This window comes from Methyloversatilis thermotolerans (assembly GCF_000372885.1).
Taxonomy (GTDB): Bacteria; Pseudomonadota; Gammaproteobacteria; order Burkholderiales; family Rhodocyclaceae; genus Methyloversatilis; species Methyloversatilis thermotolerans.
The window spans coordinates 1,821,465-1,836,912 of the sequence record NZ_KB889967.1; the positions used below are offsets into that span (position 1 = coordinate 1,821,465).

Here is a 15,448-nt window from a genome sequence, read left to right on the forward strand (position 1 = left end):
CCGCAAGAGTGTTGCAGCACGACGCGGCACCTACACCCACTGTTTGCGGCGGCGATAGGTCTTTACATCGCGGAAGCTCTTGCGACCTTCGGTGGACAGCCCGAGATAGAACTCCTTCACGTCCGGATTCTCGGCCAGCGCGGCAGCAGGGCCTTCCATCATGATGCGCCCGGATTCGAGGACATAGGCGTAATCCGCGTGCTTGAGCGCCACATTCGTGTTCTGTTCGGCAAGCAGGATGCTCACGCCCTCCTTCTGGTTCAGATCGCGCACGATCTCGAAAATCTCGGCCACGATCTGCGGCGCCAGCCCCATGGACGGTTCATCCAGCAGCAGCATGCCGGGCCTGGCCATCATGGCTCGCCCGATGGCGGTCATCTGTTGCTCGCCGCCCGAGGTATAGCCGGCGAGGCTGGTGCGCCTGACCTTCAGCCGCGGGAAGTACGCGTAGATGCGCTCCAGTTCCGCCTTGAGCTCGGCGCCCTTGATCCTGCGCGCATAGGCGCCGGTCAGCAGGTTCTCCTCGACCGTGAGATGGGCGAAGCAATGCCGGCCTTCCATCACCTGCACCATGCCCATCGCGACCATCTCGCCCGGCGTCTTCCTGTCGGTGCGCTGTCCACGGAACTCGATGCTGCCCTTCGTGACTTCGCCGCGCTCCGATGCAAGCAGGGTCGAAATGGCCTTCAGCGTCGTGCTCTTGCCGGCGCCATTCGCTCCCAGCAAGGCAACGATGCTGCGCGGAGAGACTTGCATCGACACTCCGCGCAAAGCCAGGATCACATGGTTGTAGATGACCTCGATATTCCTGACCGCCAGCATCGGGGCATCCATGTCTGCGATGGCATTCATCACTCTGTCCTGTATCGGGTGAACGGGCGCGCGGCGCGCCGCTGACGCGCCGCCATGCGGACATCAGCTCGAAGGCGGGCACGACCTCGGCGTGAGGTTGTTCTCCTTCGCATACTTGGCGGCCGATTCCTCGATCATGGAACGGATGAGCGCCTGGTTGGGCGGATTCACCCAGTCGGATACCAACTGGAACTTCTTGCCATCCCACTGCATCATGCGCCACTTCTCGGCGCCATCATGCTTCGCGCACGAAAGCTTGAATGGCGCCAGCATACCCAGCACCCCCAGTTCCTTGAGCTTCGCTTCGCTCATGTCCAGCGCCTCGTAACCATCGCGGAATTCCGGCCCCGTGACGGCCTTGCCCTTCTTGTTATGGATGGCCTGCGCATTCTTCAGCGCTTCGATCCACATGATGGCGGCGCCCACGCCACGGTTGTAATACACCGTGCCGACACGCTCCTTGTTCTGCATGTTTCCCTTGCCGGCGCCATACACCACCTTCCTGATATCGGCGATGAGCGGGAAATCGCCGGGCACCGCATTGGCCGAAACATAGGTACCCTTCGCCGCGTCGCCCGCCGGCAGCATGTCCTCCTCGGCGCCGCCAAAGGTCACGTAGATCATCTTCTCGCGCGGAAAGCCGACGCGGGCGGCGGTCGTGATCGCGGTCGAATTCATGCCGGATCCGGCTCCCCAGAAGGTGACCCAGTCCGGTCTTTCCTGGCGGATCTGCAGCCACTGCGACTGCTGCTCCAGGCCGGGCGGCGCGATCGCGATCTCGATCAGCGTGAACCCCCAGTCCTTGGCGAACTGTCGCATTGCCGGCAGCGGTTCTCGTCCGTACGCGGTGTCGATATGCAGGTGCACGATCTTCTTGCCGCGCATCTTGGGGATGCCGCCTTCCTTCTGCGCCATGAAGGCGAGCTTCACGCCGATCTGCCCCCAGTAGTGGCCGGCGGCGTTGAACACCCAGGGCCACACGGTGCCGTCTGCCGCATCGGTGCGGCCGTAACCGTATTGCGCAAGCACGACCTGATCCTGCGCCATGCGACCGATCACCGCATAGGCACCCGGGGTGCCCAGGGTGTCGAACACGACCATCTTCTGGTTGCCTTTGTTGAGCAGTCGCTGATAGCACTCGACGGTACGCGCCGCGTTGTACTCGGTTTCGCACTCGCTCCAGGTCAGCTTGACGCCATTCACGCCGCCCTTGAGATTCACGTAGGTCAGATAGTCGATGATGCCTCCGTAATACCCCGTTCCCATGGCGGAGTACGGACCGACGCGACTGCTTGGAATGCCGAAGTACTGTTCCTCGGCATGCAGCGGAAGGGCGATCAGCGCGGCGGAAATGCCGAGCCAGATCAGGCGCACTATCCTGTTGATCATGAGTCTCTCCTCGGTCGTTGTTGAGCAGGACAAGCCTGCGACGGGTGCAACGCGAAACGAACTCAGGAAGGAAAACGCGGCATTCAGTGCGGGAAGGGCCACAGACGCAGCCTCTCCTTGGCGAGCTGCCAGATCCGGGCCAGGCCCAGCGGCTCCACGATCAGGAAAATGATGATGAGTGCGCCGAAGATGATCTGTTCGAGCGCGGACAGTATCGTCGCGTCCACTGCGTGTCCGGCCACCGCGTGGAACAGGATGTTCAGGAACACCGGCATGAGCAGGATGAAACCTGCGCCGAGGAAGGAGCCGAGTATGGTGCCTATGCCGCCTATGATGACCATGAACAGGATGCGGAAGGACAGCTCGATGTTGAAGGCCGACGGCTCGACGGTCTGCAGATAGGCAAAGGCGAACAGGGCTCCGCCGACGCCGCAGTAGAAGGACGAGATGGCAAAGGCCTGCAGCTTGGTGCGCAGCAGGGACAGGCCCATGACCTCGGCCGCAACGTCCATGTCGCGCACCGCGCGCCATGCCCGGCCGGTGCTGCCACGCGCCATGTTCTTGGCCAGCAGCGTCAGTACGGCGACGATGCTCAGCACCACCAGGTACTTTTCAGCGGGCGACGCGAAGGTGTGGCCGAACATGACGATCTGCTGGGCACTGATCACGCCCGCCGGATCGTAATTCTTGAACCAGCCGAACTTGTCCAGCGCCCATACGATGAAGAACTGCGAAGCCAGCGTGGCCACCGCGAGGTAGAGGCCGCGGATGCGCAGCGAAGGCAGGCCGAACAGGATGCCTATGCATGCGGCGATCAGACCGGACAGCAGTACGGCAAGCAGGAACGGAATATCCGGCACGCGCAGGATGAGGTTGTAACAGGCGAACGCACCTGCCGCCATGAAGCCGGCCGAGCCAAGCGACAACTGGCCCGCGTAGCCCATCAGGATGTTCTGCCCGAGCGCCACCAGTGCCAGGATGAGCCACGGAATCAGGATGGCGGACAACCAGTAGTCGGAACTGAGCAGCGGAATCGCCACGAAAGCGACCAGCAGCATGATCACCATGCCGATACGGTCCTGCTTCAACGGAAACAGCTGGCGGTCCGACGTGTAGCTGGTATGGAACTGTCCGGCTTCCCGGTAGAGCATGGCCGTCCTCCTCAGACGCGTCGAATGATTTTCTCGCCGAACAGGCCCTCGGGCCGGATCAGCAGGAAGAAGACAGCCAGCACATAGGGCAGCCATCCCTCTATGCCGCCGCCGACCATGGGACCGAAGTAGACCTCGGTCAGCTTTTCGGCCGCGCCGACGATGAGGCCGGCAACGATGACGCCGGGCACCGATGTGAAGCCGCCTATGATGAGCACCGGCAGCGCCTTCAGCGCGATGCCGATCAGCGCGAACTGCACGCCCGAGCGCGCGCCCCACAGCATGCCAGCCACCAGCGCGACGATGCCGGCAGTGGCCCACACCAGACCCCAGATGTGCTTGAGCGGTATGCCGACCGACAGCGCCGCGGCGTGATCGTCGGCCACCGCGCGCAGCCCCCGCCCGACCTTGGTACGCGAGAAGATGAGCGCAAGGATGGCGACCATGAGGCCGGCCACCACGCCGGCGGTGATGTCGAGCTGGCTCACCAGGATGCCGGTGCTGTCCATGAACCAGCCGATCGGCTCATCGCGGATACCCAGGTCGAGACGGCGCACATCCACGCCCCACACCAGTTGCGCCATGCCCTCGATCACGAAGGCCAGTCCGATGGTCGCCATCAAAAGCGTGTCTTCGCTCTGGCTCACCAGAGGACGCAGCACGAATCTTTCGGTCAGCATGCCGGTGGCCACCATGAGCACCACCGTGACCGGCAGCGCGGCCCAGAACGGCAGACCCAGCTCCATGAAGCCGACGAAGGACAGCACCGCGAAGAACACCATGGCGCCCTGGGCGAAGTTGAACACGCCGGAGGCCTTGTAGATGAGCACGAAGCCGAGCGCCACGAGTGCGTACATGACCCCGGAAAGCAGTCCGCCCACCAGCACCTCGATGAAGAACTGGACGTTCATCCGGCACTCCTCAGTGAGCGACGCCGAGATAGGCGTCGATGACATCCTGGTTGGCGCGCACGGCTTCCGGCGTGCCGTCTCCGATCTTCTTTCCGTAATCCAGCACGACGACGCGATCGGAAATGTCCATGACCACGCCCATGTCGTGTTCGATCAGCACGACCGTGGTGCCATAGTGATCGTTCACGTCCAGTATGAAGCGGCACATGTCCTGCTTCTCCTCGATGTTCATGCCGGCCATGGGCTCGTCCAGCAGCAGGATGTCCGGCTCCGCGGCAAGGGCCCGGCCAAGCTCCACCCGCTTCTGCAGTCCATAGGGCAGCCGCGCCACCGGCGTCTTGCGGACCTGTTCGATTTCGAGGAATTCGATGATCTGCTCGACCACCGCGCGGTTGTCCGACTCCTCGCGACGCGCCCGCGGCAACTGCAGCGCCACCTCGAGGAAGCTGGCACGCATCTTCAGCGTGCGGCCAGCCATGATGTTGTCCAGCACGGACATGCCCTTGAACAGCGCGATGTTCTGGAAGGTGCGTGAAATGCCCATGTGCGCCGCGCGTGTCGGTGTCATGTCGGTCAGGCTCCTGCCGCGGAACACGATATTGCCCTGCTGTGGCCGGTACACACCATTGATCACGTTGAGCATCGAGCTCTTGCCCGCGCCGTTCGGCCCGATGATGGCCAGCACCTCGTGTTCCCGCACATTGAAGGAAATGTCGGTCAGCGCATTCACGCCGCCGAAACGCAGGGAAATATTGTTCAGCTCGAGTATCGGATCGCCGACGGGAAACGCGCGCGGCGCCGTGACCGGTAGCGCTTGCCTGTCGTTGGCGTCGGTCGCGGCAAGCTGCGACGCGGGTGCGGCACTGGCACGCCCGCCCTCGGTCTGACGTACGCCGATGCCAATGGCACGGAAAAACGCCAGCGTTTCGTCATCGGCCGCCTCGCCCGCCATATAGGCCGCGCGTATCCGGCTCATGCCGAGCACGTCGCGCAGCGGCGCATGGATGAGCCAGTCTCCGAACAGCGACGCGTCGCCACGCATGTGCCGACGATAGAGTCTGCGCTTGAGCCTGCCCGCATCGTCCATGCGGCTGTTCGCGTTGCGCTGCAGGCCCTTGAGCACCGAAGACGGCGCCAGCAGATAACTCGGCCCCATTTCGCGCATGTCGGACAGCAGCGTGTCCGGCGATTCGGGGTAGCACACGCAATGTCCCACCAGCAGCGGCTGCGCATAGCTGAACAGGTTCTGATCGAGCCAGGACGGCGGCAGGCATGCGACCACCACGTCGCCTTCGTGCAGCCCGTCGCTGACCGCATGCCTGCGCGCCCGCTCGATCAACTCGATGTGGCTGAGCACCGCGCCCTTGCCGCTGTCGCCCGCAAACAGCAGAAGCGCGGCATCGCCGGCCTCGCCGCGGTTGGCCTCGGCCGCGACCTGAGCCGCCGAGGCCCGCCCCTGCTCGAGCAACGTGCGGAAACTGGCGAGCTGCGGCTGCAGATAGGGACGCATGCCGCGTTCGTTGTCATAGATGATGGTCCGCACACCGGGACAGCGCGGCAGGACGGACAGCAGTTTGTCCACCTGCTCCTGGTCCTCCGCGAAAACATGCGCAATGTCCAGCTTGCGCAGCGCGGCCTCCAGTTCGTCCGTCGTCACGTCGTGCGACAGCGGTACCGCGATACCGCCCAGCCAGTGCACGGCGCTCATCGCGACATAAAGCCGCGGACGGTTGTCGCCGATCAGGGCGACGTGATCACCGCGCTCCAGCCCGCGTGCCACGAGCGCCGCCGCGAGCGCGGCCACGTCGTTCGCCATGTCCTGCCAGGTGAGGGTCTGCCAGATGCCATGCCGCTTTTCCCGCATGGCCGGACGTTGTCCCCTCGAGCCCGCATTCTGCAGAAGCAGTCTGGGAAAAGTGTCTGCCGCACTTGCCATCCGTGTCTCTCCCTGCTGATCCGTCATTACGGGCTTGGCCGTCGGGTGCTTGGAAATTCACTTGCACGGCATCCGGAGATGCCGCTGCTGCAATGCTGCTGGAAACCTGAAGCGGTATGCCGCGGGCGGACATGCCGTCCGGGCGACGCGGGCGCTAGTGATACATGTTTCGGTGGCGAAATGCCAGTCGCGCTGCAACATGAGGGATAGAAAAGCTTGCAGGCGGGACGGGACCGGCCGGTCGGGGCTCGCCACCAGGGCGTCCAGCGACGAGCGGGAAATTCACCCGTCGACCGGATGCGCGGGCGTATCGAGCGTCCGCTGGAAAAAACCCACGTCCAGCCAGTGCCCGAACTTGAATCCGGCCTGCGACAGGGTGCCTGCATGCGTGAATCCGAGCGACTCGTGCAGCGCGATGCTGGCGCTGTTGGCCATGTCGATTACACCGACCAGCAGATGCAACTGCTGGTCGCGGGCAGCTTCGATCAGTCGCGTGAGCAGCGCGCGCCCGACACCGCGGCTGCGGCAGTCGGGATGCACGTAGATGGAATGCTCGGCCGTGTACTTGTAAGCGGGCAAGCTGCGGAAGGTGCCGTAGCTGGCGAAACCCAACAGCCGCCCGGCGTCATCGACCGCTCCGATCAACGGACGTCCGGCCGCTCGCTTCGCTTCGAACCACGACTGCATGCTTGCCAGCGTGCGCGGTCGATAGTCGTACAGCGAGGTCGAGGTGAGGATTTCGTGGTTGAGGATGTCGAGCAGCGCGGCGGCGTGCTCCTCGGCTGTGCAGGCGACGAAATGCATCGTGGACGGGATGGCGCTTTCAGTCGGGAAACCAGCAAGCCACTGGATGTCCTGCCGCGTCTGCCGCCAGTGCGGGCGAGTCGCTGGCGCAGCGCGCCTGCGCGCGCGGGCAGCGCGGATGGAAGGCACAGCCATGCGGAGGGTGCGACGGCGAAGGCGGGTCGCCCGCCAGCTTCTGCGCTACCCCTGGCGCATCGATGCGCGGCACCGCCGACAGCAAGGCCTGGGTATAGGGATGGCGCGCACGGCGCAGCACTGCATCGACCGGACCGATCTCGACGATGCGGCCGAGATACATGACCGCGACATCGTGCGCGAGATGATCGACCACGGCGATGTTGTGGGTGATGAACAGATAGCTCAGGCCGAGTTCGCGCTGCAGGCGGCGCAGCAGATTGAGTATCTGCGCCTGCACCGACACATCGAGCGCCGACGTGGGTTCGTCGCACACGATGAGGCGTGGCTGCACCGCGAGTGCGCGGGCGATCGCGATGCGCTGGCGCTGGCCGCCGGAGAACTCATGCGGATAGCGGTCGGCCATGTCCGGGCGCAGTCCTACCTGTTCGAGCAGCGTCGCCACATCGCCGGGCCGCTGCAAGGCCGTCATGCCCTCGGCAATGATGTCGCCGACACGCATGCGCGGATTCAATGAACCATAGGGGTCCTGGAACACCATCTGCATGCGCGCGCGCAGGCTGGCGAGCGCCCGACCCCGCGCATGAATGACGTCGGCACCCTCCAGCGTCACCGCGCCGGCCGTCGGTTCGATCAGGCGCAGGATGGCCTTGCCCGCGGTGGTCTTGCCGCAACCCGATTCGCCCACCAGCGCCAGCGTGCGCCCGGACGCGATATCCAGCGACAGGCCGTCGACCGCGCGTACATGGCCGACGGTGCGTTGCAGGACGCCGCGCCGTATCGGGAAATGCACCGTCAGCTCACGCACCGACAGCAGCACCTGCGAGGTATCCGATCCGGGGTCGGATGCCCCCGGCCCCGGATCGCGCGGCATGGCCGCGCCACGCTCGGTCTGTACGCCGTCGTACAGATGGCAGCGCACCCGATGCGCTTCACCAGCTTCGTGCCAGACCGGCACCTCGTCGTGACAGCGCGCCCAGGCGTGCGGGCAGCGCTCGGCAAAACGGCAGCCGCGAAACGTCGAAGTGAGCGGCGGTACGCTGCCCGATATGGTCGCCAGTTCGCCGCGGCGGGCCTTCTCCGGCAAGGCGGCGAACAGCAGTTGCGAATAGGGATGGGCGGGGCTGGAAAAGAAGCGCTCGCGCGGCGCGCGCTCGATGAGCTGTCCCGCGTACATGACCCCCACCTGGTGCGCCATGCGCGCGACCACACCGAGGTCGTGCGTGATGAGCAGCATGGCCATGCCGCGTTCGCGCTGCAGCCGCAACAGAAGATCGAGCACCTGCGCCTGTATGGTCACGTCGAGCGCGGTGGTCGGCTCATCCGCGATGAGCAGTTTCGGCTCGCCGGCCAGAGCCATCGCAATCATGACGCGCTGCTTCATGCCACCGGAGAACTGGAAGGGGTATTCGTCCAGCCGGCGCGCGGCGTCCGGAATGCCCACCGCGGCGAGCAGTTCGCGCGCACGTGCGCGCGCCTCTTCTCCGCGCAGGCCGCGGTGGGTGGCCAGCACCTCGCCGATCTGCTGCATGACGGTGAGCACCGGATTGAGGCTGGTGCCGGGCTCCTGGAAGATCATGGCCATGTCGCGGCCCCGCAGGGTGCGCATCTGCGCCTCGGTCAGATGCGTCAGCTCGCAGCCAGCCAGCCGCACGCTGCCTTCCGCGATATAGCCGACGTCGGGCAGCAGGCGCATCAGTGCGCTGGCGGTCATCGACTTGCCACAGCCGGATTCGCCGAGCAGCGCAAGCGTCTCGCCCGCCGCCAGATCGACATCCAGGCCATCGACCGCACGCGCGATACCCACCGGCGTGTCGAGTTCTGCGGTGAGCCCACGCACCTCCAGCAGCGGCGCATTCATGCGACGGCCCCTTTTCTTGGCGCGCGGCGCGCACGCCACTGGAAACGCGGATCGAAACCGTCGCGCACCGCGTCGGCGAACAGGTTGGCCGCGAGCACCAGCGCCAGCATGAGCACAAACGCGGCCGCCAGCGACCACCACACCACCGGTTCGCGTGACAGCTCGAGGCGCGCTGCGTTGATCAGGGTGCCAAAGCTGTTCATCGAACTGTCGACGCCGATGCCGATGTAGGACAGCACCGCCTCGGACAGCACCAGGCCGGAAAAGTCCATCACCACCGATATGAGCACGATGTGCATCAGGTTGGGCAGCAGGTGGCGCACCATGATGCGCAGGTCGCCGACGCCAAAGGCGCGCGCGGCCTGCACGTAATCCAGTTCGCGCAACTTCATCGTTTCGGCCCGCAGCACGCGGCACAGTCCGGTCCACGAGGTGAGACCGAGGATGAAGCACAGCGCCAGCAGGCGCGCATCGGACCGCTCGGCCGCGGTGGCGAACCATTCCGGATGCGTGTCGATGATGACCTGCATCATGAGCACCATGGCGGCAATCAGCAGGACACCCGGAATCGAGTTGAGCACCGTATACAGATACTGGATGGCGTCGTCCCACCAGCCGCCGCGCAGACCGGCCAGCAGTCCCAGCGCCAGCGCGAGCGGCAGGGTGACCAGCGTGGTGAGCGTGCCGATCAGCAATGCGGTACGCACCGACTTGAGCGACAGGTAGAGCACGTCCTGCCCCACCTTGTCGGTGCCGAACACGTGGTAAGCATCGGCCCACGCGGCGATCACGCCACCACCGACGCACAGCAGCGCCGCGGTCAGCAGCACGGCATGCCAGGCAACCGGTCGCTCCACCGCCTGTGCCGGCCGCAGCAGGTGGCAACAGGCAACGCGCCAGGCGATGCGCCGCGAGCGGGCGATCGCCCACGCTGCCGACGCGGCGAGCGGCGCCCACAGCAGCAGGCCGGACAACGCGCCCGCCAGCGCCCGTCGCGCGAGATCGGCCTCGCGCTGCGAGAGGTCCTGCAGATGGGCGCCACCGAAGCGCAGGCGAGGAAATTCCCGCGACTGCACCCCGTCGCGCTCCACCGTTTCCCGGGCGAAGGCATGGGTGGCGAGCGGCGCGGAATAGGTCTTTTCCTTGTTCAGCCGCAGGTCGGCGAGCAAGGCATCGAGCGCCGACAGCACTTCCGGCGCGTACTGCACCTCGCTGCTGCCCTCCTGCGCCGGCAGCCGGGGCTGGTAATGCAGCGAATCGAGCAGGCCGACCGCAATGAAGGCGGCCAGCACGGTGGCGGAAGCCATGCCCACCGACGATTCGCCGACCCGCCGCCAGGCACGCCGCAGGTAATCGTGACGGCGACAGTGCACGGCCAGCAGCACACAGCCGGCCACCATCGCCCAGAGCAGGAGGTCGGACCAGAGGAACAGGGGCTTGAAGTTCATGGTCCGGCCTCCGGCCCGATCGCGCACCGCCCCGGGCACGCCCCGAGGAAAAAGCTGGGCGAGAAGGCCATCAATGCAGTCTCACCCGTGGATCGACCAGCGTATAGGACAGGTCGGTCAGCAGCAGGCCGATGATGTAGAGCACCGAGCCGATGAACACCATGGCGCGCACGACCGCGAAGTCCTGTGCATTGATGGCATCTATCGTGTAACTGCCCAGTCCGGGAATGCCAAAGAAACTTTCCAGCAGCAGCGAACCCATGAACAGCATGGGAATCACCACCACCACGCCGGTCAGGATGGGAATCATCGCGTTCTTGAGCACATGGCGGAACAGCACGCGCAGTTCGGACAGCCCCTTGGCGCGCGCCGTGCGCACATAGTCCTTGTTGATCTCCTCGAGGAACAGCGTGCGGTACCAGCGCGCCGACGAACCGATGCCGCCGGCCACGGAAATGATGACCGGCAGGATGAGGAACTTGCCGGCGTCCAGCCCCGGCGCATAACCGGAGATCGGCACCAGGTTCCACACCTTGCTCACCAGGTACTGGCCACCGATGATGTAGAACAGGGTGGAGATGGACATCGCGATCACGCACAGCACGACGCCGCCGATATCCAGCGCCGTATTCCGGAAGAACACCAGCAGCAGCGCGAAACTGATGGTGACGAACAGGCCGAGGACGAAGGTGGGGAGCGCGATCGCCAGGCTGGGACCCATGCGGCCGGTGATTTCGAGCGCGATGTCGCGGCCGTCGTCTGCGCGACCGAAGTCGAAGGCGAACATGCGGATGGACTTGTCGAAAAACACGGTGTCGGTGAGCCGGGCCAGCCCCTGCGCCTCGGCATTCCATGCCAATGGACGGTCATAGCCGCGCTCCGCCTTCCACTTCTCGATCGCCTCCGGTGTCACGCGCTTTGCACCGAGCTGCATGCGCGCCATGTCATCCGGCGAATTGACGACGAAGAACAGCACGAAGGTGATGAGGTTCACGCCGATCAGGATGGGGATGGCGTAGAGCAGGCGACGCACGATATAGGCCATCATGGCTGAATCTCCCGCCGGAGCGGCCTCTGACAGTTCGCGCACGCCCTCATGCGCGCACCTCCACCGCTCTCGCCTGTTCCGAGCGCTTCCAGTGACGCCACGCCGGCCACACCAGGGCCAGCAGCAGCGCCACGCCGGCCAACAGCGGCCAGCGCACCGGCCGGTTCCATTCCGCACGCTTCGTCTCGCGCTGCGCAGGATCGATACGGCTGTATTTCAGGGTGTTGTTGATGACGGTCGACGGTTTGCGGTTATGGACCCAGCCGTGTTCCAGGCCATAGCTCTTCGGATGGAAACCCCACACCCAGGGCGCGTCGTGGCGCAGGATGTCCAGCATGCGGTCGAGCACCGCCTGCCGCTCCGGTCCGTTGTCCATGGCCTTCATCCGCTCGAACAGCCGGTCGAACTCCGGATTCTCGTAGTTCGAAGCGTTCTCGCCCTGCGCCTTCACCTTGGACTGCGGCCCGTACAGCAGGAACAGGAAGTTTTCCGGATCCGGGTAGTCGGCATTCCAGCCCCAGAAGAAGAGCTGGGCGGCGCCACTGCGTATCTTGTCCTGGAAACGGTTGTAGTCGGTGCTGCGCACGACCAGTTGCACGCCCAGCTTGTCGAACTGCTTGGCCAGCCAGTCGGTGCGCGCCTTGCTGCCCAGACCGGTGCCGGTGGTATCGAGATTGATCACCAGCGCCTCGCCGGTTTTCGCGTCGCGGCCATTGGGCCAGCCCGCCTTCGCCAGCAGCGTCCTGGCTTCGTCGATGGACTTGCGTTGCGGCTGGCCGTCCACCCAGTCATACATCGCCCCATTCATGCCTTCGCGCCCCTCGCGATGCCCGAAGATGCCGGGCGGCAGCGGCGACTGCGCCGGCAGTCCGCGCCCGTTCAGGAAGATGGAAATGTATTCCTCCTGGTCCAGCGCAATGCCTATCGCCTGTCTGAGCAGGCGCGAACGTTCACCCTGGCCACCCACCAGCGGATCGAGCATGTTGAAGCCCATGTACATGGTCGAGCTCGATACCGACGTTTCAAGCTCTATGCCCTTGGCCTTCATTTCGTCGCTCAGGTTCACCTCGCCGCTCTGTCCGAACTGCACGGCCTGATCGAACGATTCCGAACTGATGCCGGAAGCGTCGTAATAGCCCTGCAGGAACTTGTTCCAATAGGGAATCTGTTCCTTCTCGCGCGTGAACACCACCTGACCGACCAGCGGCAGGCGTTTGCCGCAATCGTCCAGCAGACCGTCCTCGCGGTCGCCGGGATCGCCGTCGCAGGGGTAGCTTTCCTCGCGGAAATTCGGATTGCGCGTCAGCACCATGCGCGCGTTCGGATCGTTCTGCGTGAGCATGTAGGGGCCGGTGCCGATCGGATACCAGTCCAGCGTCAGATTGCGCTCGGCCATGCCCGGCTGGCTGTAGAAGCGGTCGGCCTCCCACGGAATGGGCGCGAAGAAGGGCATGGTGAGCCAGTACAGGAACTGCGGGTACTTGCCCTTGAGCCGTATGCGGTAGGTGTGACGATCCACCACCTCGACCCCGGGCAGATCGTGTCGGCGCAGGTCCAGCCACTGGCCGGGCGCGGCTTTCGCCGCCGACTTCAGCGCCTCGCCCAGTTCCTTCAGGCCGATGATGTATTCGCTCATCAACCCGAACACCGGCGAATGCAGGCCGGGATGGGCGAGGCGCTTGATCTGGTAGGCGTAGTCGTCCGCTTCCAGCTCGCGCGTGCCGCTGTGTTCGAAGTCGTACAGCGTGCGCCGCTCGCCCGGGCCACCCTCGTGATACAGATAATGCCCTGCCTCATCGCGCGCCAGTGCCGGATGCGGCTGATAGCGGATGCCTGGCCGGAGCCGGATTTCGTAGACCGATTCGGCGATGTCGGCGGCCGGCGCGTCGGCCGGCAACTCGCGACCGTCCCGATCAAGGAAGCGCGGCACCGGCATCGCCTCGGCGGTGGCCGGCACCAGTTGGTAAGGTCGCTTCAGGAAGTGGTATTGCAGCGGCGCTTCGTAGATCTGCGCCGTGAAGGTGATTTCGTTCTCGCTGTAGGACTGCACCGGATCGAGATGCTTGGGACGATCGGTGAATGCGGAATACAGGATGTTGCGCCCGCTTTCCGCGGCCGGATACGGGTCGTTCCAGACCTCGCCACAGCCCTCCAACGCCAGAGCACAGACGGCCGCCAGGAGCGGACGGGCGATGCGGAGGGCTGTTCGGGCAAAGGTCATGAGAGGCGATTGTATGCGCCAGCGCGAGACCGCGCACGCTCGCCAACCGCCTCCGCCCCGACCTGGATGCCTGCGCCCGCCCACGGCCGGCAAGGATACATGCGAGGTGGCGAACCCCCGGCGCTGCAGGCAGTCTGTGCACCGTGACAGACACCCTATGATGCATTCGATGCGCGTCCGCTCGACCCTCCTGCTGGTTTCAGTCGCCGTCCTGCTTGCCGCCTGCAGCATGGTGCAGATGGGCTATGGCCAGGCCGACCGTCTGATGGCCTGGCGGCTGGATGACTATCTGCCGCTGGACAGCGGCCAGCGCGAAGCGGTGCAGCCGGCGCTCGCACGGGTCGTTCATTGGCACTGCGAAAGCCAGCTCCCGGTCTACGCGGCCTGGCTGCGCAGTGTGGACGCGGATCTGCGCAGCGGCACCGACGAGGCGCGCATGGATCGGCATGTCGATACGCTGCTCGGCTTCGCGCGCATCGCGGCCGCTCACGCCGCGAAGGAGGTCGGTCCATTGCTGGCGGCCGCGCGTCCGGCACAGATCGCGGCGCTGAACAAGCGCTTCGAACGCAACCGGCGGGAATACATCGAGGACTGGGTGGAGCCGTCCCCGGACAGGCTGCTGCGTGAACGCCGCGCGCGCATCCGCGACCGGATCGAGGGCTGGACCGGACGGCTGACGCCGGAACAGGTGGCCATCGTCGATCGCTGGGCGAGCGGCATCCGCTCCGATCCCGACGATGCGCTGGAAAGCCGGCGCCGCTGGCAATCGGCGATGGCCACGCTGCTGGCGCGTCAGGATCTGACGCGCGACGCCTTTGCGCGCGAGCTGGAAGCGTTGCTGGTATCGCCCGCGAACCACTGGACGCCCGGCTACGCACAGGCCTTCGACGCCAACCGCACACTTGCCGTGCAGTCACTGGCGGCGATCTCGCGCACACTGACCGACGCTCAGAAGCGCAAGCTGACAAATGAAATGAAGGCGCTGGCCGATGACCTGGAGGGCATGCGCTGCCCGCCACCGGACAACCGAACCTGAAGCCCATGCCGATGAACCATTCACTGAGTCAGGCCGCCATTCCGCTGTTTCCGCTGGGCACGGTGCTGTTTCCGGACGGCATCCTGCCGCTGCGCATCTTCGAGGTGCGTTATCTGGACATGATCAAGAAATGCCATCGTGCGGGAACGCCCTTCGGCGTCGTATCACTGACGGCCGGGCATGAAGTGCACAATGCGGGTACGGCGGGCCGGGAGGTATTCAGCGCAGTGGGTACGCTGGCCCGCATCACCGATTTCATGCAGCCGCATCCCGGGCTTTACGAAATCGTCACGCGCGGCGAATCGCGCTTCCGCGTGATCGGCCGCACACAGCTTCCGCATGGACTGTGGATGGCCGACATCGAGCCGCTGGCGGATGACGCGCCGTGCGCGATTCCGGTCGAACTGACCTATCTGCCGCAGCACCTGGTGCGCATGCTGGACATGCTGTCGGCCGCCGACATCGTGCAGGTACCCGGCCCGCGTCGGCTGGACGACGCGGGCTGGGTGGCGAACCGCTGGTGCGAACTGCTGCCGCTCAGCACCATAGAGCGCCAGCGCATGATGGAACTTGCCGACCCGCTGCTGCGGCTCGAACTGGTGGGCGACCTGCTGGACCGGACCGAGCTCGGCGCGAGCGGGCGCTGAACGCCCGCA

The 15,448-nt window shown here is 65.2% G+C and carries 12 protein-coding genes; 2 read left to right on the plus strand and 10 right to left on the minus strand.

Features of this window, described 5'->3' with window-relative positions:
* Positions 1–30: 30 nt before the first annotated feature.
* The 10 genes from A3Q7_RS0107970 to A3Q7_RS0108015 all read right to left on the minus strand — a co-directional run bounded on the left by A3Q7_RS0107970 (position 31) and on the right by A3Q7_RS0108015 (position 13,756).
* The gene (locus A3Q7_RS0107970) at positions 31–852 is read right to left on the minus strand and encodes an ABC transporter ATP-binding protein (RefSeq protein ID WP_018411336.1); all 822 of its coding nucleotides are present in this window, start codon (positions 850–852) and stop codon (positions 31–33) included.
* A 63-nt stretch (positions 853–915) separates the two neighbouring features.
* Positions 916–2,241, minus strand: a complete 1,326-nt coding sequence (locus tag A3Q7_RS0107975; protein ID WP_018411337.1) for an ABC transporter substrate-binding protein — start codon at positions 2,239–2,241, stop codon at positions 916–918.
* Between the two features lie 83 nt (positions 2,242–2,324).
* Complete coding sequence (locus tag A3Q7_RS0107980; protein WP_018411338.1) at positions 2,325–3,392, minus strand: branched-chain amino acid ABC transporter permease; 1,068 nt, start codon at positions 3,390–3,392, stop codon at positions 2,325–2,327.
* An 11-nt stretch (positions 3,393–3,403) separates the two neighbouring features.
* Positions 3,404–4,303, minus strand: coding sequence for a branched-chain amino acid ABC transporter permease (locus A3Q7_RS0107985; protein WP_018411339.1), 900 nt, complete (start codon positions 4,301–4,303; stop codon positions 3,404–3,406).
* Between the two features lie 10 nt (positions 4,304–4,313).
* Complete coding sequence (locus A3Q7_RS21135) at positions 4,314–6,266, minus strand: AMP-binding protein (RefSeq protein WP_332309904.1); 1,953 nt, start codon at positions 6,264–6,266, stop codon at positions 4,314–4,316.
* Between the two features lie 255 nt (positions 6,267–6,521).
* Positions 6,522–7,043, minus strand: coding sequence for a GNAT family N-acetyltransferase (locus A3Q7_RS0107995; RefSeq protein ID WP_018411341.1), 522 nt, complete (start codon positions 7,041–7,043; stop codon positions 6,522–6,524).
* 19 nt (positions 7,044–7,062) lie between these two features.
* Positions 7,063–9,078, minus strand: coding sequence for an ABC transporter ATP-binding protein (locus tag A3Q7_RS0108000; protein WP_018411342.1), 2,016 nt, complete (start codon positions 9,076–9,078; stop codon positions 7,063–7,065).
* On the minus strand, positions 9,036–10,487 hold the full coding sequence (locus A3Q7_RS0108005; RefSeq protein ID WP_018411343.1) for an ABC transporter permease: 1,452 nt from the start codon (positions 10,485–10,487) through the stop codon (positions 9,036–9,038). Before A3Q7_RS0108005 ends, A3Q7_RS0108000 begins: the two co-directional genes overlap by 43 nt.
* Positions 10,488–10,557: 70 nt before the next feature.
* Complete coding sequence (locus A3Q7_RS0108010) at positions 10,558–11,535, minus strand: ABC transporter permease (RefSeq protein WP_018411344.1); 978 nt, start codon at positions 11,533–11,535, stop codon at positions 10,558–10,560.
* Positions 11,536–11,581: 46 nt separating this feature from the next.
* Positions 11,582–13,756 carry an ABC transporter substrate-binding protein gene (locus A3Q7_RS0108015; RefSeq protein ID WP_018411345.1) on the minus strand — a complete coding sequence of 725 codons (2,175 nt, stop codon included), beginning with the start codon at positions 13,754–13,756 and terminating at the stop codon, positions 11,582–11,584.
* Positions 13,757–13,925: 169 nt separating this feature from the next.
* On the opposite strand from A3Q7_RS0108015, the gene A3Q7_RS0108020 reads away from it, so the two are divergent.
* Together A3Q7_RS0108020 and A3Q7_RS0108025 are read left to right on the plus strand one after the other, a co-directional pair.
* Entirely contained in the window at positions 13,926–14,792 is an 867-nt protein-coding gene (locus tag A3Q7_RS0108020) for a DUF6279 family lipoprotein (protein WP_157278134.1), read from the plus strand.
* An 11-nt stretch (positions 14,793–14,803) separates the two neighbouring features.
* On the plus strand, positions 14,804–15,439 hold the full coding sequence (locus A3Q7_RS0108025) for an LON peptidase substrate-binding domain-containing protein (protein WP_026224612.1): 636 nt from the start codon (positions 14,804–14,806) through the stop codon (positions 15,437–15,439).
* The last annotated feature ends 9 nt before the right edge of the window (positions 15,440–15,448 follow it).

Excerpts from the sequence above, each read along its gene's own strand:
- A3Q7_RS0107970 (WP_018411336.1), bottom strand. The coding sequence starts at position 852 with ATGAATGCCATCGCAGACATGGATGCCCCGATGCTGGCGGTCAGGAAT.
- A3Q7_RS0107995 (WP_018411341.1), bottom strand. The coding sequence starts at position 7,043 with ATGCATTTCGTCGCCTGCACAGCCGAGGAGCACGCCGCCGCGCTGCTC.
- A3Q7_RS0108005 (WP_018411343.1), bottom strand. The coding sequence starts at position 10,487 with ATGAACTTCAAGCCCCTGTTCCTCTGGTCCGACCTCCTGCTCTGGGCG.
- A3Q7_RS21135 (WP_332309904.1), bottom strand. The coding sequence starts at position 6,266 with ATGACGGATCAGCAGGGAGAGACACGGATGGCAAGTGCGGCAGACACT.
- A3Q7_RS0108015 (WP_018411345.1), bottom strand. The coding sequence starts at position 13,756 with ATGACCTTTGCCCGAACAGCCCTCCGCATCGCCCGTCCGCTCCTGGCG.
- A3Q7_RS0108020 (WP_157278134.1), top strand. The coding sequence starts at position 13,926 with ATGCGCGTCCGCTCGACCCTCCTGCTGGTTTCAGTCGCCGTCCTGCTT.
- A3Q7_RS0108010 (WP_018411344.1), bottom strand. The coding sequence starts at position 11,535 with ATGATGGCCTATATCGTGCGTCGCCTGCTCTACGCCATCCCCATCCTG.
- A3Q7_RS0107985 (WP_018411339.1), bottom strand. The coding sequence starts at position 4,303 with ATGAACGTCCAGTTCTTCATCGAGGTGCTGGTGGGCGGACTGCTTTCC.
- A3Q7_RS0107980 (WP_018411338.1), bottom strand. The coding sequence starts at position 3,392 with ATGCTCTACCGGGAAGCCGGACAGTTCCATACCAGCTACACGTCGGAC.
- A3Q7_RS0108025 (WP_026224612.1), top strand. The coding sequence starts at position 14,804 with ATGAACCATTCACTGAGTCAGGCCGCCATTCCGCTGTTTCCGCTGGGC.
- A3Q7_RS0107975 (WP_018411337.1), bottom strand. The coding sequence starts at position 2,241 with ATGATCAACAGGATAGTGCGCCTGATCTGGCTCGGCATTTCCGCCGCG.